This window comes from Kribbella sp. NBC_01245 (assembly GCF_036226525.1).
Classification (GTDB): domain Bacteria; phylum Actinomycetota; class Actinomycetes; order Propionibacteriales; family Kribbellaceae; genus Kribbella.
On record NZ_CP108487.1, the window covers coordinates 3,214,305 to 3,231,208 of the forward strand.

Genomic DNA, 16,904 nt, shown 5'->3' on the forward strand with positions numbered 1-16,904 from the left:
TTCGGGAGTGGCCGCACCGTTTCGTTGACCGGAGCCACAGCTCCGATGAGAAGTCGTGCAGGCCTGATCCACCGCCGTCCCTCGTTATCTATCAGCGGCCGACGAGGGACGGCGGTGGACTTGTTCATCGACCGATTCGAGAAGTGAGGCAACTATGTCGCAAGTCGAGCAGATGAAGATGCAACTCCACGGTTTGGCAGATCAGTCCCGTCAGGGAGCTGCCAGCCTTGCAGGGTTTAAGCAGCGTTTCGAGCAGTCCAGTGAGAACGTACAGGCCCTGATCCGGGGTTCGGCGACGAACGCAGACAAGGACATCACCACGCTCCTGGACGCTGCCGGCAAATCCGTCGAGCAGGCCATACAGTCGCTCAGTTCCGCCGAGGCGGGTTGTCGCAGCTACGCCGATCAGCTGTAAATCCGGGAGGATGAACCGTGCCTTCGGAGCTGCAACAGGTCGCCGCCCGACTGTTGGCCGCCCTAGACGAGGTTCCCCGCGTCGTTCCCTACCTGCACGATCAAGCCAACAAGTACCGTCAAGCAGCCGGATGGGTTGGCAGCCTCAGTAGCAACCAGAATGCTCGTATGGCGGCGACGCAACTGGACGCTGCTGCCAGACGATGCGAAGAAGCTGCCAACCACCTCTTACAGGCACATGCCCGCGGACGATCCTGGGTTGAACAGATAGTCAGCGGCGTTCGCACGGCAGAACCGGCCGGAGGTTCCACCGCCCCGAGGCCCATTGCACCAGTTGGAAGCCCACCAGGCGCACAGCGCCGGCAGAACGAGGACACGGAGAAGCCGGAAGCCGAGAAGTCCGGCAAACCCGCGGGGGCCGGCGATGACGACAGTCCGAAGGATGGAGCACCGCCAGGGCGACGGATCAGCGACGAAGAAGGCCACCGGTTACAGCAGACGCTTCCGAACCGCGAAGATTCTGAACTCACCCAGCCGAAGACCCGTGGCAAATGGATCAATGAGAACGGCGAAGAAGAGGATCTAGTCAGCGGTCAACACGATGAGTGGTTCCAGAAGGCAACGGACTTCCTGAGGGAGCGCGGAATTCCCCCAAGGAACAGTGATAGCATCACCACCCCGTCGCATGTCGAGACGAAGTTCGCCATGCGAATGCGCTTGCAAGGCAGAAAACACGAAACCATTATGGTCAATAAATTGCCGTGCCCGGGTAAGTGGGGATGCCGCGCACTTATTGGCCTCATCCTTCCACCGGGATCTACCCTGACGGTATTCGGTCCAGATGGATTCAAGAAGACATACCCCGTACCTACGTCGGAAGAACGGAGCAACGATGAGTAGGGTGGAAGCATTTTTTAGGCATGAGCACGACGATGCCCCCGTCGTACTCACCAACGCGAACGATGCCGATGCTCTCGTTGATGCCCTTCTAGCCGAGACGTTCGACTACTCGGTTGCCACGCTGTACGCGGACGGCCGACCCCTCATGGCCGGGTTACCTGATCATGAGATGCGCATTGCGATCAACGCTAAGGCTGAAGTTGGCGGCATCCGCTACGCCGGCGGTGACGATCAGGATGTGAGGTATGTGCCGGGAGCCGTCAGCGAGCGCGGAGAGATGTTCTATGTGTACGCGACGAACGGCGAGACCTGGCCAAAGGACTCCGAGGTCAGTATCGAGCAGGTCCGTCAGGCCGTCAGGGAGTTTGTCGACGGCAACGGCTCACGGCCAGGATCGTTCGAGTGGAAAGAGTGGCCCGAAGGCGTCCGCTGATAGATCTGGCTGAGTTATCCACAGGCCGCCGACACCATGCTGGCCGCGGGCCGCGGAAGTCCACCATCCTTGAACTAGCGCGTCCGGCACGTCACCTCGATCAACCAGCCGTCTGCGGCCACAACGAGCCATGCGGGCAAGGAGTCGAAGAAGGACACCGGACGCGCCCCAGTCGAATGGCAGCTTCACTGGCCACAAGAAGAGGTTCCTGTCTGACCTTGTACCGCCGTACGGGCGCGGCACGAACGAACGGAGTGCCCTGGTCTCGAGGATCAGGGCACCCGTCCCGTGTGGGCCTGGGGGGTACGACGCCACACGATGGGGGATTTCGACGGTACGCCGCCAGAGCGGGTGTGTCCCGCTTCAGCTGTTCGAACCATGCCGATCGTTACCGAGATGCGCGACCGCTCGTCATCCGCAGGCTTGCGGGCGGCGCGTCGCAGCTCGTCCCCAGAGAAAGCTCCGGAGGGCCCTACGCCGGCTGTCGGCCTAGTTTGCCGCTTCAAACGCCTCGCGGATCTCGTTCGGTATGCGGCCGCGGTCGTTGACCTCATAGCCGTTGGCTCGGGCCCACTCCTTGATGGTGCGGCTATCAGAGCCCACGGTAGTGCGCTTCACTCGGGCACCACGAGAGTTCTTCAACGGCCGACCCGCGTCCACGTACGGAGCCAATGCCTTCCGGAGCGCGGCGGCGTTCTTGTTGGTGAGGTCGACCTCGTAGGTCTTGCCGTCCAAGGCGAAGGTGATGGTGTCCCCCTTGCCAGCTGGGATGTCGGTGCCATCCAGGTCGTCGGTGAGCTGAATTTCTACGCGTTGCGCCATGGCCAAAAGAATAACCTACGCCACAGCACACCAACGCGGACCAAGTCGTCAGGTCACGTCGAGATTAAGGCTTCACAGGAAGTTCGTCCCACATCCGGTATTAGGGCTAGGCCACCATCAACGGGCCGAGAATTCACCACTCGCCCACCTCCCCAAGCTGGAGGAAACCTAGGACTTTACGGCAATATCCGATTATGGGACAATGTAAGAAGTTGTGGAATACGATGTAACACCGGAACGAGAAACGCCTGTAGCCGATCCAATAGATCTGCGTCAGTTTTCGTCGGAAGAAATAGTTGAGTTGAACGACGCACTGACAGCGGCAGGTGCGGAACGTCTACTTGAGCGTCTCGATCGAGCACTTGAGATGCTGCCACTGGTTGATCTAGGCAAGGCACGTGAAGTGTGCGAACTTTTCACACAGAGCGATGTAGAGGAAAATCGTCAGAGCGCCGCAGCCCTTCTGCCGCAGCTAGCAGAACTAGATCCCGTCGCTGCTCAACGGTTATGGCAGGATCTTCTTGCCCAAGAAGATGAAGCGCTGAACGCCGAGATCAGAATGCAGATTCGCGACGCAATAAGAGATGGCGGCTTGTCGTCTGATCAAGTTCCACCTTCGTTGAGGCCGACGGATATTTAGACGTTGACTACTAGGAGGGTTGTTAGCGGCATCGACTGATCAAGTAACCCCTGAGCGGTTGGCTCGAGAGACAGTACCGACCCCCTCGCCTCCTCAAGCTTAACTATCGTACTCATAGAGTTCTGAGCCAACTTCTTCTCGCCCATCACCACCGCAATACTCAGATGAACTAGATATGCTTCGATGGCCAAGAAGTATCTGCGGTCTTCGGTACATGCTGTTCCAATCGCATGCGCCTCTGCAAGATCTGCTCTCGTTTGACGTGCCGCAATCAATCGGAGCTTGATTGCGAGTAGGCGGCTTCGATGTAGCAGCGCGGAATCATCGTACTTTTTTGCCTTGGCCTCAATCGAGTCCATCATCTCGGAGTATTCCTCGATTAGTTCCACCTTCCCCATTGCCATCCAACCGAGGTATATCATCGCGGTCAGGTTTACTGAAGGGATCATGCGATCATGCGCGGTCATGAAGGCCAATCCGATAGCTGAGTCGGAATGTCCAACAATCATTTCCTGACCAGTTTCAGGGTGTGTTGACACTTCGCCGACAAGGACGTCGTTCTTTAGAATGATGCGTGCGGCAATATGATGGAATCGCGCCATCAAGGTCTTGTCAGCCAAGAGCATCGGCTCATTCGCCACCAAACTTCGCAGTTCATCAAGAAACCTATATGCATCGGAAAGTTTTCCGTCGTTAACAGCTAGATCCGCCTGGTTCAGCTGACTCGCAAGGATGCCTCGAACCGCCGACCTCTTGTCGCTGTTCCACAAGAGCGCATACGATTTCCCCGAAAGATCGAACAAGCTCTTTGCTCTGCCCCAAGAATTCGTCGCCTGGCAGATCTCTCCAGCAGCCGAAAGGGCATCTCCCATAGTGCGCGGCATACTAGTGGCATTCGGATGTCCGATAAGTTTTATATACAACTTTATCCCGGTCACCGCTTCACTGAAATTTCCTGCGCCTATGAACGCTCGGATCATTTCCAGGTGCATCGTCATGTCTCGCTTACCAAACTTCTCGCCTCCCGAAGACCTGGACGGCTCTTCTAAGGCGTCCATGTCCTCCAGGGTGGCTGCATAATCGGCAGGCCGGGTTACTCCCAGCCGGAAGCCCGCCCCCAGAGCACCGTACAGAGCGTGGTTGGCTTCTCCGCGATTCAGCGGTTGGATCCTAGCCCATGTCATATTCGCGTACACGAGTCTGATTGCCCGCTCTCGGTCGCCAGCTTGACTGAGGCCAGTAATCGCATGCCGAATCTCTACACCATTAATCCAACCTGGCCGCCCATCTGTTTTGACGTCCCATCCGGCAAAAAGACTCATGAGGATCTCGACCACATGAGGCAGAGCCGTTGTGGCAATACCGGATAATGTTCCATGTCTAACGTTCGGGTTGAACAAAATTGCGAACGTATCATGAAGCGCAACGCAGTCCTTCATCGCATTATCGCGGCCCGCGCTGCGAATGATGCGTGAGGTCAATCGATGAATGTCAATACCGCGAGCCGTCGTCTTGATCAACCTATTTGACCGAAGCACCCTGATAGCCGCATTTGCTCTTGCCTGGGCCACATCCACGTCGGGTATCTCAACCCGGAGTGCAAGCGCGAACGTGACCGGGAGTACTGGCACGTCATACCCTGCTGTCTGACTTATTAGATGGATCAATTGGACCGCATCTGGACTCTTACCCTCAAGCCGCGCCAATGTCTGAGCATAGATTGTCGCGAGAGCTCTTTCACCATCGTCGTCGGAATTCAGCGCCAATCCGGCATCAATGGTCAACAATCGAACATACTCGCTAACCGACGGAGCATCCTCTTCTTGCAGGCGTAGGCACGCTTGTTCGATTGCGAGAGGCTTACCGGCCAACGTTTCAGTCAAGAGATCAAGCGCCGCTGCCTCTATATCTGGCAGATAGTGTCTGAAAATGCTATCCGTCTGATCGCGGTGAAGCGTATCGACCTCGATCGTGACATGTGGCACCTGGCGAGGTACGACCTTCGGCGTGCTAGTGATCAAGCATCGGACAGTAGAGCTGGCGACGATATCTTTTACTAGCTGCCATTCTGCGACATCGTCAAGAAGGACCACCCTCGGCGACGACTCCGAATTCAGCAAAGCCGACAGGGCTTGTCGTAGCTCAACCTCCGACGACCCAATCTCGCGCACGCCAAACCGTGCTAGCTCTCGCACCATACTTGCCAACAGCGCAGTGGGTGAGCTCGCATGCACTTCAAACCTGTGCTGGGAGAGAGGGAACATCTCCTTGAGGAATTCCTGCGCCAATCTAGACTTTCCGTTCCCGGAATCGCCCGTCAGCTCGATTATCTGCTGCCCATCTGCCACGTAATCCTGTAGCCGGCGGTGATAGCTGCTTCGCCGAGCGTATGGGGTCTGGCCGAACTCTTCGCTCTCAACCAGTTCCGGTCCCGATGCTCGCCCTTCAGGATCGCGCGATCGTAGGATCGCAAGCTGGACGATAGCCTCGGCCAGCGAACGCCGCGCCTTAGCGTCCCGCCGCTGAATTGCCTTGCGGCTGGTACCCGCGCGCTCGCCGAACTTCTCACGAACCGCGTCGCGCCGGTCATCCGGCAACCCGCTACGCATCGTGACGCCGAACAGCAAATCTGCCCGCGCCCGCATGTCAACGTCCTCTACAAGAGGGAGGGCCAAGGCAAGCAACCGATGTATACGAGTTCCTACAGAGGACTCAAGTGGCACATGACATCGATCCGCGTACTCGACGAGTCTGGTCAGTTCTAGAGCTGGCAGCCCACCTTCGCCCTCGACCCGGAGGACGTCCCGCTCCTGCACCCTCCCGAGCTCCTGAACCAGATCTTTCAAGTCGGCATACGCGTCGTTCATGTCCGGCATGGCACCCATAGTGTCCGACAGCTGTCCGGGTCAGCTAGGGCCAAGTGTCCGGTCCAGTCGCGACCGTCGCATCACTAACGAGCACCCCGCTCGATAGATGAGCGATTCGGGACGGTATCGACATGGCCCCCATCCCCTCGACCAACGCCCTCACACGCGCACTCCATGCGCTAGTCGCGTTGGTCTGCCTACTCTGGGCGCTCGCCGGCTGTGGTTCAGCTCCGGCTGGCGCAGGCGACCTCGCCCGTGACAAGGAAATCCTGAAGACCTGCCCCAAGGACAAGGGGCTCGCCAGCAAGGTCGACCTGGATGTCAGCGGCAGCGGCCGGACGCCGGAGCTGGACGCCGCGCGCCTCGACATCATCAAGCAGAACGCGCGCCTGACCGCGATCTGCGGCGGGCATCTGCTTGTGACGGTGTTCTCGGCCACCAGCGCGGCGACCGTCGCCCTGTACGACGGCGAACTCAAGCTCGACGGCGCGACCGACAACGCTCGCCTGCGCCGCGTCTCCAAGCTGGTCGACGACATCAGCACGAAGGTGACCGAGGCCTACCCGCCGGCCATCAAGAAGGTGTCGCCAGCCCACAGCGACATCACCGCGCAGTTCCGGTTAGCGGCCGAGTACCGCAACCAGCTGGGCACGGCGTATCGCCTGCGCCTCGTCATCCTGACCGACGGCTTGCAAACGGTCGGTAAGGGCGTTACCAAGCCGATCGCCATGGGTGAAGCCCGCAAGATCGGCGCGACGGTCCTGGTCCCCCGCTTGCCGGACGCCTCGGTGACCGTAGCGGGCATCGGCAAGGTCGCCAGCGGCTCCGCACCGTCCTCGGCACTGACCAACGCCCTGATCGGCTTCTGGGACGGCGTCTGCCACAAGACCGGCGCCGCGTCGTGCACCACCGTTACCGACTACGCCGCGACGGGCCGGTGATCGCGGTGGCTCGCCATGCGAACTACGACGGCTGGCAACAAGCCCGGGACGACGCCGACAGCGACATCATGCAGCAGATCGACAAGGCCACGGCCGTTGCTCAACCCGGCGATGTCCATGAGTACTGGATCGAGCAAAGGAACAAGGCCCACGGCAACGAACAGCATGAGTTGTCCGCTGCCCAGGGAGAGGCCGATCTGCGCCCCCACCAAGCCGCAGCGGCAGGACTCGGGATGCAGGTGGCAGCGAAGACAGCGATTCTGGAACGACGCCTCGCGAGTGTCGACAACGCGATGGCCCGCCACGAGCATGCTGTCAACACGTTGAAGGCCCTAACCCGGCGAGATCGTTCGGCTTGGTATCGGTACCTCACCGGTCTCGTCGTTCTGGCCCTCGGTGACACCGCCGGAATCCTTGGGGCGGCGATCAGCCTGGGCGAATACCCGATCGTTGCCTTTGGGCAAGCGCTGGCCGTCGGTTTCGCCGGAGTGGTCAGCGGTCAGGCCGGTGCCGACTTGAAGGATCTGCGGATGTCTCGTCAGCGCCGACGAGACGCAGACAGCTTGAGTGAGGACGAGGCGCGCTATCGCCACCTGTTCGGTGGGATGGAGGCCGGCGTCAACATCATGAAGACTGTCGGCTTCATCAGCGTCATGGTCGTGGTCATCATCGCGATGGGCATCGTCACCTTGAGGCTGTCCGTCGAAGGCATGGCCTCGGGCATCGCGTTCGGCGCCATGGCAGCGGCCACGGCCCTCGGCTCGTTCGTGTCCACCTACAGCTATGCCGATGACGTGGCCGACCTGCTGGCATCTCTCGAACGCAGCCTCAAGAAGGCGATTGCCGACTACGACAAGCTCGCATCGTCGCGGGTGTTCATTCACCAGGCTGAAGCGATCGAAATGGCCAAGTCCTTGCGGACGGAGCACGCCCACCGCGGTGAGGCCGCAAGGTGGTATCTGATCGCTCTGGCAAAACATGTCCTGACTCGCAATACCGGTGTCGCCGGACATGGTGTCGGTCCGAAGCCACTCAGTACGGGACGGCGGCTGCGGGGTGATCGCAAGTGATCCGCGCAGAACTCTTGAAGGCTCGGCTGGCTCGAGCCGAACTACGTTGGACCTCCGGACCCAGTAAGCGGGTCCGGAGAAACCCGATCACCTACACCCTCGGGAACCCTGGCCGGCCCGCCAAGGAGCCGACGCTCCTGATCGTCATCGCGGACGATTCCGGCTCGGTCATCGGGCCGACCGGTGCCGATCCGGTCTCCAATCGGTACGAGGAGGCCCGCCGTGCTTTTGAAGCCGTCGTCCGGCGCGGCGGCAAACATGAGCTCGGTGCGGTCCACCACTTCGATACCCCAACCAGTGGAGACGTCTCTCCGGTTCCTTTAACCAGCGCTGGACTCAAGCAACTCGATGCCGGGCTTCGAGTGCCCCCCGACGCCCGGGGCTGCAGCAACCTCGGCCCGTCTCTGAAAGCGGGCATCGAACTCGCGGAGGCTCACCCGGAGCACCGCGCGACCCTGGTCATCCTGAGCGATTTCCAGCTATTCGATGTCGACATGGACCAGGTGCTCACCGACCTGGCCGAGTTCCCCGGCGACGTGCACGCGGTTGTTCTGGGTGGCACACAGGTCGACGGGCTCATGCATGAGCGGATCCAAATCAGCCACGCGAGCTATACCGATTCGCCCGGCACCGTCGCCCGGGCCGTCTTCGCAAGCCTGACCACGCATCGGCCCGGCAGCCGGCCTGCGCCGATCCCCATTGCTTCAAACAACCAGCAACGGAGAACCAATTCGTGAACGCCAAAACGAGTTCGTCCACGAAGTTCCGCACCATCCTGGCTGACCCGCCCTGGGACATTGAGCAGAAGGGCGCGCGAGGGGCAGCTCAGCACTACTCCCTCATGACGCTCAAGCGGATCAAGGCGATGCCCATCCGCGACCTTGCCGCCGAGGATGCGCACCTGTGGTTGTGGGTCACCAACGCGACCCTGCGCGACGGGTACGACGTGGCCGAGGCCTGGGGCTTTACGGTTCGCTCGCCGCTCACCTGGGTCAAGTTCCGGCTCGGGCTCGGCAACTACCTCAGGAACTCTACCGAGCACCTGTTGTTTGCAACGCGTGGGCGAGCGCCGGTCAACTTTCGGAGCCAGCCGACATGGATCAACGCACCGGTTCAGGACCACTCGCACAAACCCGAAGAGCAATACGCCCTCATCGAGCGCATCTCGGACGGGCCGTACCTGGAGTTGTTCGCCCGCAGGCGACCTCCGTCAGCCGCGCCGTGGTCGGTCTGGGGCAACCAAATCACGGCCGACATCACCATCCCCGGCTACCCGGTGAGCTCTGACAGCGTCCGGAATGACGCGAAAGGTGGTGAGCGCCATGACAGATAAGAGCGACCCGTCGAAGGATCCGCTCCGCTGGCTGTGGCGCGGCAGCCTCGTCCTCTTCGCCACTTCAATACTGCTCAACCTGGCCGTCAGCTTCCTCCGCCCGATCATGCCGTGGCTCATCGGCGGCGTCATCCTCGGCATCGTGCTGTGGGTCGCCGTCCTCATCATCCGATGGCGGCAGTCACGTTGGTGATTTGTAGTCGAATTTGTTGCACCAAATCAACACCTCTTTTCTAGAGACATTCCTGTTCTTATCGGTGTTGTGGAATACGCAAATACTATTGGCCGTTGCGTCCATGCAACGTATAACTAAGTACAGAGCGTTGCATGGACGCAACGATAAATAGAAAGGAGGGAAGATTATGAGTAACAAGAATTCACGCGGCAGCCGGAGACCGGCTGGCCGGGAACGTCGCCTCTCCATCCGAGCGGTGCGCCGCAATGAGCCAGATATGCGGAAACTCGGGCGTGCTCTCATTGAACTCGCGATGGCTCAGGCCGAAGCAGAGGCGGAAGCCGAGAATGGGCGCACTTCGGACTCCACCACTCCATCTGAGCTATCCCGCAGCGCCGAGGCCTCAGGAGTAGCCGATGACTAGAGGCCGCAAACTTGACGAACTCATCTGGCTGCAACTTCACTTCCAGCGGCCCGTGCTACCTGCCACCGTCCTCGAACTCCTTCACCTGTGGAGCGGTGACCCTCGCAATCCACGGCTCGTACTGGAGGTTCGGTCCTGCCTGACGACACAGTACTTACTAGGTGTCCCGCGCAGGGCTGAAAGCTCTGTCGCCGCCATGGTGAAGCAGACGATCCGCGGGACGCAGATCACCACTAAGGACGTGTATCGGCCCGAAGTCAGTCACGCCGCAGCTCTACGGATCAGCAGCCGAACGAGGGCACTTCGCACCGGCGATCCAGAAGCATCGACCCGCGCGATTCTGGCTGCTCTGCACCGTGTCTTCGGTACTGAGCACGCCGTGATTCAGATCGTGCTCGGGCCTCGTAAAGCCGCTCGTGTTGTCCCGGCTCGGCCGATGTCGAGGTCAGCTGGGATCTTCGGCCCTGCGCCGGCAGGTCACGCAGACAGCGAAGGTCGCAGCGCTCAGCGCACCAAGGAAAGCGAATCTGGCTTCGACTGCGTGATCCGCTTCGGTGTCAACGCTGCCTCACCTCAGCGTCGCCGTTCCCTGATGGCTGGCCTCCTCACCGCTGCGCGAACACTCGACGCACCTGGCACCCATCTGCGCCTCGTCCCGGATCGGGCACGCAGACTCAACGCCGGATTGAGTCCGTGGTGGTGGCCAATGGCTCTCAACAGCTCGGAGCTCCGCGGCCTCATCGCATGGCCGATCGGGGAATCTGATCTCCCTGGAGTACCGGGAATTCATCCCCGTCTACTGCCTCCATCCGACCTACTCTCAGCGACACCAGACCTTGTCGTGACCGAAGCAACCGCACCAGGACACACGCGGGCAATCGGCCTCGACGTCGGCGCATCACTCCGACATACATGGATCCTCGGGCCGAATGGAACGGGAAAATCCACGCTTCTCGGCAATTTGATCATTCAAAACATCGAGGCAGGACGCGGAACAATTGTCATAGAGCCCAAAGGCGATCTGGTAAATGATGTCTTATCGCGTATCGGTCGAAACCGCTGGAACGACGTGATCGTGCTGGATCCCACCGACGAAGCACCACTTGGGCTGAACCCACTGGCCGGCACCGGGGCGCCAGAGAGCCGTGTGGAAGGACTGCTGAGCGTCTTCCGCTCGCTGTACGGGGACTCGCTGGGCGTCCGCAGCCAAGACATCCTGCACGCCGCCCTGCTAACCCTGGCAAGACGTGGCGATGCCAGCCTCGCCATGGTGCCGCTGCTGCTCACCAACACCGGCTTTCGCCGTTCCGTCGTTCGCCAGGTAGCGGCAGCTGACCCGATCGCCCTTGGCCCGTTCTGGGAATGGTACGAATCGATGTCGGACGAGAACCGCGCCAACGTCATCGCACCGCTTCAGAACAAGCTACGGCCACTCCTGATTAACCCAGGGCTTCGGGCTGTCGTCGGACAGCGGAAACCACGGATCACGATGAACGAGGTCCTGTCCGGCAGCAAGATTCTGCTCGTCCCGCTCCGGAAGCAGGTCATTGGAGCCGAAGCCGCCCGCCTGACAGGTTCGCTCGTCGTTGCCGAGTTGTGGCACGCAATCCAACGTCGGGTTGCCCTCCCGCAGAACCAGCGTCCACCCATCCTGGCTGTCATCGATGAGGTCCAGGACTACATCTCAACGTCCACCGACCTCGCAGATGCACTTGCCCAAGCGCGGGGCATGGGGGCCGGATTCATCCTGGCCCACCAGTACGCCGGACAGCTCTCGCCTGGCCTCCGCGCCGGCTTCCTGGGCAACATTCGCTCGAGGATCCTGTTCTCGCTCGCCCACGACGACGCAACCCTTCTCGCCAAGGGGCACCCCGAGATCACCGCAGACGATCTGACCGCGCTCCCCGCCTTCAACGTCTACGCCAGCCTCGCCACCAAGGACGGGCAAACCACGCCGTACGCGGCGGGCCGCACCTTCCCACTCACACCAGCCATCAACGACCCCGAAGTCCTCATCAAGCGCAGCCGTCAGCAGTTCGGCCGCTCGCTGGATGACGTCGAACAAGATCTGGCCGAACTTGCTCAAACCGGACTTGATCCGGCTGAGACCAGCGGGCAGAGCGGACGCAAAAGGAGGTCAGCATGAGCGCCACTCAGGAAGGGCCAGACCGTCCGATCGACCGTCCGATCGCCTCAGCGAACACCACAGAACCTCGCAGGTCAGGACCGACGAACCGCTCATTAGCGGCCGGGAATAGTTCATCCACCTCTAGTGATCTCCTACCCGCCACCCACCCCAACAAGCGAACCGGCCGACGTGTCCTCGCCAGTCTCCGGAACAGCGTAAGTACTCGTGATCTCGAAATTTTGAAATCGATCTCGACTCATCGACTCCTTACCTCAAAGCACATCGAACGGCTTCACTTCATCGGACATGGTTCAGCGCTGGCTGCCACGCGCAGCGCCAACCGAGTCCTGCGACGGTTGGACAAACTCCAGCTGATAGTCCACCTCGATCGCCGCGTTGGCGGCATCCACGCCGGATCGAGCAGCTATGTCTGGCAACTCGGCCCGGCCGGTGACCGGCTCCTGCAAACCGACGCCGGTAACGGGGCACGTCGACGCCAACGAGAACCTTCCGTCCGACTCCTCGAACACACGTTGGCTGTCGCCGACGCCCACGTAGCGCTCGCCAACGCAGCCCACGGCCATGCTCTGGAACTCGTTACCGTCCAGATCGAACCTGGTAGCTGGCGCTACTTCCCCGGACCTGGCGGCGCCCGGCGACTCCTTCGCCCCGACCTCGCGGTCGTTACTGCCCAGGGCGACTACGAAGACCATTGGTTTCTCGAGGTCGATCTAGGTAGCGAACACCCACCGACGGTCGTCCGCAAATGCCAGCTCTACGAGGATTACCGCCGAAGCGGGATTGAACAAGATGCCCACGATGTGTTTCCCCGCGTCCTCTGGGTAGTCCCCAACCAGCTGCGGGCAGACAAGCTGTCAGCCGCGATCCGCAGCGCTCGTCTCGACAAGGATCTGTTCCACGTCGTCACCATGGATCAGCTCGTCCCCATCGTGATCGGGGGTGCAGCATGAGCAAGGGACCTCGAAACCACATCCTGGTCGGTGACGCGTTAGAGCAGCTCCGTCAGCTCCCGAGTGAATCTGTCGACATGGCGCTTACTTCCCCTCCATATTTCAACTTGAGGCACTACCAAGTTGAAGGCCAGCTCGGACAAGAAGCCACCATTCAGGAGTGGGTCAGCAATCTCACCGCAGTTGCCGCCGAAGTCCGCCGAGTTCTCACGCCGACGGGCAGCTTCTGGCTCAACGTGGCGGATCGGTACTCGATCCACGACCGTGAGGGCTCACCAAGGAAGAGTCTGCTCCTGGGGCCGGCGCGGTTGTCAGCGGCGCTTGCGGCAGACGGATGGTTGGTACGAAATCAGATCATCTGGAGCAAGACCAACCCCATGCCGAGTAGCGTGCCGGACCGATTGACCACTACCTACGAAGTCGTCTTCCTGCTCACCAAGCAGCGCAGCTACTTCTTCGACCTGGACTCGATCCGCGTGCCGCATCGCAGTAAGCCGACCACCCCGCAGGCATCTGCCAAGGACTCCATCCCAAGCGAGTGGCGGGCTCGCAGTACCGACAACATCCGCGGCCTGGTGGCGCTCAAACAGGCGGGCATCGTCGGGCATCCCTTTGGCGGCAATCCTGGTGACGTGTGGCGGCTGGCAACCAGCTCCTACCGGGGCGCCCACTTCGCCACCTTTCCCGAGCGGCTAGCCGAACGGGCCGTCCTTGCCGGCAGTCCGGAAGCTCGCTGCTCCAACTGCCTGAAACCACACAAACGCGTTACGAGACGACTCGGAGCTACAGCAATCCGCGGGGCACTCCTGGCGACCTGCACCTGTGAGGCACCGAGCGAACCGGCCATCGTGCTCGATCCGTTCATGGGTGCTGGCACGACTGCCGTTGCTGCGGAGAAGCACGGCCGGGACTGGCTCGGCATCGAGCTCAACCCGGACTTTGCCCAACTCGCGACTGACCGGGTCGCCGCGGCCCGACCCACGCCGGAGAGCACGGCCGCATGACGGCCAGCTCTCCCCGAACCAACCACAAACACGAAAGGAGGTGACATGAGTGAACGTCCCCCACAACCAAACCAAGAAGGCGGCGTCAACAGCTACGGCACGGACGACCCCGAGAGGCAAGCCCAGATCGAGGCGGCCCGCACCGCGGCAGCCGAGGAGCGGCGAGCCAACCGGGAGAAGTTGGAGCGCTATGTCGGCTACGGCCTCAACGAAGAAGACGCCACCGCGCTCATCGAGCACGAAGAGATGCTGGCAGCTCGTCGGGACGCTCTCGCGGCCGGCGAACCTGAACAGGGTGAAGCCGACAAACGCATCCGACCCCGCATCTACGTCCGATCGCTCGTCGACCACACCGAGGGCCATGACGTCGGCGACTGGATCGACGCCAGCCAGGACCTCGAGGACATCCAGGCGGATATCCGCAAGATCCTTTCCCACTCGCTCCACGCCCATTGGACCGGACAACCGGCCGAAGAGTGGGCCATCCACGACCAAGACGGCTTCGGCTCCGTACTGCTGCACGAGTACGAATCGCTCGACGTGGTGTGCTCCCTCGGCAAGGGCATCGCCGCACACGGCCTAGCCTTCTCCGCCTGGGCGGAGATCAACGACAACCGCGACGTCTACACGCTCGAACGCTTTGAGACCGCCTACTTCGGCGACTACGAGAGCCGCGAGGCATACGCCCAACACATCGTCGACGAACTGAACGGCGACGACGAACTCGCAAAACTCCCCGACTGGCTCCGCGATGTCGTCCGCATCGACTTTGAGCACATGGTGCACGAGATGGAGACCAGCGGTGAGGTTCGCTTCGCCGACCATCCTGGCGGCGTCTGGGTCTTCAACGGCCGGGTCTGAGCGAACCCAACTGCACTTTGACAACTCGAAACGGAATCCGACGCCGACGCCTCGTCGGTGCCGTGCAGCCGTCCTTGTCATCCATCAGGGATGGCCGGCTGCACCAACACTGAGGAGGGACCTCGCCATGAGCGATGTCACCGGCCCACCCGGTAGTTACAAGACCATCGGGGTCAGGCTGAACAACGGTCTGCACTCGCAGGTCACCATGATGGCCAAGCTCGACGGCCTGTCGCTTCAGGACGCACTTGTCCGCGGAGCGGCGTTGTACGTCGAGAAGAAGCAGGCCGAGCCGGACTTCAAGGATCGGGTTGCTGCCGAGCTCAAGAAGATTGAGCAAGAAGCCGCCGACCGGCGCGGCGCGATCGAATCGCTGTTTGGGTCAGACACTCAGGCAAACGAAGCGCGCGTTAGCGATGGCGACACCGCTCCCGAAGCGGACGCCACCGACGACGCCGAGGCAACACCCACCAAGACGACCACCAGGTCGCCCCGCGCGAAGAGCTAACACCCTTCGCGCAAGTCACCGTCGCCGCTCCCCTACGGGTCGAGCGAGTGACCACCACCACGGGTGGGAGGCAGGAGCGCCAACGCGCCCGCCTCCCACCCGCTAATCCACCAAGAATATTTGGTAGGAAAGGCTGTCCTATTAATAAGGATATGTTGTAGAAAGTGCTCATTTCGTTGCATCAACGCAACGATAAGCGGATAATAAGGGAAAGGTAAATATTGGAGAGATCAAATGACACCGGAACAACAGCGAGCACTATCTAGCACGATCAAGGAAGCACGTTTAGCGCGAGGTTACTCGGCTAGCGAACTTGCCCGCCGGTCAGGGCTGACTCCAAGCACGATCACCCGTATCGAAGCGTCACAGTTGCAGCATCCACCCCAAGCGGAGAATCTGATAGCAATTGCCCACGCTCTCGATATCCCTGCAGGCGACTTGTTCGGCGCCCTAGATTGGCTTGAGGAAAACGAACTTCCGAGCTTCACACCATATCTCCGCGCTCGGTACGGCAAACTATCGCCCGAAGACTTCGCGGAACTCAACGCGACCTTCGCCCGTATCGCCAAACGCACCGGATACGACGCCAACGGGCCAAAGCGGGGAGAAGACGAAACCTAATCCCACGCATCCGAATACAGACGATCAACTACTAACCGAAAGGGGGGAAGCATGAATTACACAAAACCAATCGAGACAAGGAGCGTACTGGCCGCCCTCCGATCCGTCATACCAGCCCGTACCGTCAGCCTCAGTGAGGCCAAACGCATCGCTGAACTCCAAGCGAGTAAGTTCCTCGCGCTATTCGAGATCACCGAAGGCTCAGTACCGAGCGAAATCGTCAGCGAGTTGCCCCGCGTGCAAGTGATCTACGAAGCGCTACCGGTCAGCGGCACCAGCCATTGGAACGGTACGCACTGGATCATCGCCCTCAACAATCGTGAGAGCTCGCGTCGACAGCGCTTCACGCTGATGCACGAGTTCAAGCACATCCTCGATCATGGTCGCACCCATCTGCTTTACACCGGCGACCACCTCCACACCGCGAGCGAACAGGCCGAACTCGTGGCCAACTACTTCGCCGGCTGCGTCCTGCTGCCGAAAAGGTTCCTCAAATCAGCCTGGGGTCACGGCATCCAGAGCCCTTTCAAGCTCGCATACCACTTCGACATCTCGCCTCTTGCAGTCACCGTGCGACTGGCACAAACCGGCCTCAGCACGATCCACGACAGGTGCGTGCGTCCCGCCACTGACCCCACTTGCCAAGGCCGACCGCTGTATCAACGGTCGCTTCCCACCGAAGGAATCTGGCCATGATCGGGTCCATCGAGCCAACCACACGGTGCATGACTCCGCTTGGAACCTCACTCTTGCTATCTCCTCGGTCAGATCCGCAGCCTCAGACGAAGCCCC

At 60.8% G+C, this 16,904-nt stretch carries 18 protein-coding genes; 16 read left to right on the forward strand and 2 right to left on the reverse strand.

What is annotated here, in order from left to right:
- Positions 1-154: 154 nt before the first annotated feature.
- The 3 genes from OG394_RS14140 to OG394_RS14150 are packed head-to-tail and all read left to right on the forward strand — an operon-like array spanning position 155 to position 1,747.
- Positions 155-415 (forward strand): hypothetical protein, encoded by a 261-nt coding sequence (locus OG394_RS14140; protein ID WP_328995795.1) that lies wholly within the window; start codon positions 155-157, stop codon positions 413-415.
- A 17-nt stretch (positions 416-432) separates the two neighbouring features.
- Entirely contained in the window at positions 433-1,314 is an 882-nt protein-coding gene (locus tag OG394_RS14145; RefSeq protein ID WP_328995796.1) for a DddA-like double-stranded DNA deaminase toxin, read from the forward strand.
- Entirely contained in the window at positions 1,307-1,747 is a 441-nt protein-coding gene (locus OG394_RS14150; RefSeq protein WP_328995797.1) for an Imm1 family immunity protein, read from the forward strand. The genes OG394_RS14145 and OG394_RS14150 overlap by 8 nt, the downstream gene beginning before the upstream one ends.
- A gap of 489 nt (positions 1,748-2,236) precedes the next feature.
- On the opposite strand, the gene OG394_RS14155 is transcribed toward OG394_RS14150, so the two are convergent.
- Positions 2,237-2,569, reverse strand: a complete 333-nt coding sequence (locus OG394_RS14155) for a histone-like nucleoid-structuring protein Lsr2 (RefSeq protein ID WP_328995798.1) — start codon at positions 2,567-2,569, stop codon at positions 2,237-2,239.
- A gap of 214 nt (positions 2,570-2,783) precedes the next feature.
- Here OG394_RS14155 and OG394_RS14160 point away from each other — a divergent pair, with 214 nt between their 5' ends.
- Positions 2,784-3,209, forward strand: a complete 426-nt coding sequence (locus OG394_RS14160) for a hypothetical protein (RefSeq protein ID WP_328995799.1) — start codon at positions 2,784-2,786, stop codon at positions 3,207-3,209.
- On the opposite strand, the gene OG394_RS14165 is transcribed toward OG394_RS14160, so the two are convergent.
- Positions 3,206-6,085, reverse strand: a complete 2,880-nt coding sequence (locus tag OG394_RS14165; RefSeq protein ID WP_328995800.1) for an ATP-binding protein — start codon at positions 6,083-6,085, stop codon at positions 3,206-3,208. The two genes, OG394_RS14160 and OG394_RS14165, sit on opposite strands and share 4 nt — an antisense overlap.
- Before the next feature lie 122 nt (positions 6,086-6,207).
- Here OG394_RS14165 and OG394_RS14170 point away from each other — a divergent pair, with 122 nt between their 5' ends.
- The 12 genes from OG394_RS14170 (at position 6,208) to OG394_RS14220 (ending at position 16,808) form a co-directional block, all read left to right on the forward strand.
- Positions 6,208-7,017, forward strand: coding sequence for a hypothetical protein (locus OG394_RS14170; protein WP_328995801.1), 810 nt, complete (start codon positions 6,208-6,210; stop codon positions 7,015-7,017).
- Positions 6,978-8,087: a hypothetical protein gene (locus tag OG394_RS14175; RefSeq protein ID WP_328995802.1), complete on the forward strand. Its 1,110-nt coding sequence runs from the start codon at positions 6,978-6,980 to the stop codon at positions 8,085-8,087. Before OG394_RS14170 ends, OG394_RS14175 begins: the two co-directional genes overlap by 40 nt.
- A complete protein-coding gene (locus OG394_RS14180) occupies positions 8,084-8,824 on the forward strand; it encodes a hypothetical protein (RefSeq protein ID WP_328995803.1) in 741 nt (246 codons plus the stop codon). The genes OG394_RS14175 and OG394_RS14180 overlap by 4 nt, the downstream gene beginning before the upstream one ends.
- A complete protein-coding gene (locus OG394_RS14185; RefSeq protein WP_328995804.1) occupies positions 8,821-9,420 on the forward strand; it encodes an MT-A70 family methyltransferase in 600 nt (199 codons plus the stop codon). The genes OG394_RS14180 and OG394_RS14185 overlap by 4 nt, the downstream gene beginning before the upstream one ends.
- Positions 9,410-9,613, forward strand: a complete 204-nt coding sequence (locus OG394_RS14190) for a hypothetical protein (protein WP_328995805.1) — start codon at positions 9,410-9,412, stop codon at positions 9,611-9,613. Before OG394_RS14185 ends, OG394_RS14190 begins: the two co-directional genes overlap by 11 nt.
- 398 nt (positions 9,614-10,011) lie before the next feature.
- Positions 10,012-12,165, forward strand: a complete 2,154-nt coding sequence (locus tag OG394_RS14195) for a type IV secretory system conjugative DNA transfer family protein (protein WP_328995806.1) — start codon at positions 10,012-10,014, stop codon at positions 12,163-12,165.
- Positions 12,162-13,118, forward strand: coding sequence for a replication-relaxation family protein (locus OG394_RS14200; RefSeq protein WP_328995807.1), 957 nt, complete (start codon positions 12,162-12,164; stop codon positions 13,116-13,118). Before OG394_RS14195 ends, OG394_RS14200 begins: the two co-directional genes overlap by 4 nt.
- 77 nt (positions 13,119-13,195) lie before the next feature.
- Positions 13,196-14,122, forward strand: a complete 927-nt coding sequence (locus OG394_RS14205; protein WP_328995808.1) for a DNA-methyltransferase — start codon at positions 13,196-13,198, stop codon at positions 14,120-14,122.
- Positions 14,123-14,167: 45 nt separating this feature from the next.
- Positions 14,168-14,983, forward strand: a complete 816-nt coding sequence (locus OG394_RS14210; RefSeq protein ID WP_328995809.1) for an antirestriction protein ArdA — start codon at positions 14,168-14,170, stop codon at positions 14,981-14,983.
- A gap of 127 nt (positions 14,984-15,110) precedes the next feature.
- The gene (locus OG394_RS14215) at positions 15,111-15,491 is read left to right on the forward strand and encodes a hypothetical protein (RefSeq protein ID WP_328995810.1); all 381 of its coding nucleotides are present in this window, start codon (positions 15,111-15,113) and stop codon (positions 15,489-15,491) included.
- 234 nt (positions 15,492-15,725) lie between these two features.
- Positions 15,726-16,112, forward strand: a complete 387-nt coding sequence (locus OG394_RS40070; protein ID WP_442914286.1) for a helix-turn-helix domain-containing protein — start codon at positions 15,726-15,728, stop codon at positions 16,110-16,112.
- 51 nt (positions 16,113-16,163) lie between these two features.
- Positions 16,164-16,808, forward strand: a complete 645-nt coding sequence (locus OG394_RS14220) for an ImmA/IrrE family metallo-endopeptidase (RefSeq protein ID WP_328995811.1) — start codon at positions 16,164-16,166, stop codon at positions 16,806-16,808.
- The last annotated feature ends 96 nt before the right edge of the window (positions 16,809-16,904 follow it).

Excerpts from the sequence above, each read along its gene's own strand:
- OG394_RS14210 (WP_328995809.1), top strand. The coding sequence starts at position 14,168 with ATGAGTGAACGTCCCCCACAACCAAACCAAGAAGGCGGCGTCAACAGC.
- OG394_RS14215 (WP_328995810.1), top strand. The coding sequence starts at position 15,111 with ATGAGCGATGTCACCGGCCCACCCGGTAGTTACAAGACCATCGGGGTC.
- OG394_RS14195 (WP_328995806.1), top strand. The coding sequence starts at position 10,012 with ATGACTAGAGGCCGCAAACTTGACGAACTCATCTGGCTGCAACTTCAC.
- OG394_RS14170 (WP_328995801.1), top strand. The coding sequence starts at position 6,208 with ATGGCCCCCATCCCCTCGACCAACGCCCTCACACGCGCACTCCATGCG.
- OG394_RS14155 (WP_328995798.1), bottom strand. The coding sequence starts at position 2,569 with ATGGCGCAACGCGTAGAAATTCAGCTCACCGACGACCTGGATGGCACC.
- OG394_RS14165 (WP_328995800.1), bottom strand. The coding sequence starts at position 6,085 with ATGCCGGACATGAACGACGCGTATGCCGACTTGAAAGATCTGGTTCAG.
- OG394_RS14190 (WP_328995805.1), top strand. The coding sequence starts at position 9,410 with ATGACAGATAAGAGCGACCCGTCGAAGGATCCGCTCCGCTGGCTGTGG.
- OG394_RS14205 (WP_328995808.1), top strand. The coding sequence starts at position 13,196 with ATGGCGCTTACTTCCCCTCCATATTTCAACTTGAGGCACTACCAAGTT.
- OG394_RS40070 (WP_442914286.1), top strand. The coding sequence starts at position 15,726 with ATGACACCGGAACAACAGCGAGCACTATCTAGCACGATCAAGGAAGCA.
- OG394_RS14200 (WP_328995807.1), top strand. The coding sequence starts at position 12,162 with ATGAGCGCCACTCAGGAAGGGCCAGACCGTCCGATCGACCGTCCGATC.
- OG394_RS14150 (WP_328995797.1), top strand. The coding sequence starts at position 1,307 with ATGAGTAGGGTGGAAGCATTTTTTAGGCATGAGCACGACGATGCCCCC.
- OG394_RS14220 (WP_328995811.1), top strand. The coding sequence starts at position 16,164 with ATGAATTACACAAAACCAATCGAGACAAGGAGCGTACTGGCCGCCCTC.
- OG394_RS14140 (WP_328995795.1), top strand. The coding sequence starts at position 155 with ATGTCGCAAGTCGAGCAGATGAAGATGCAACTCCACGGTTTGGCAGAT.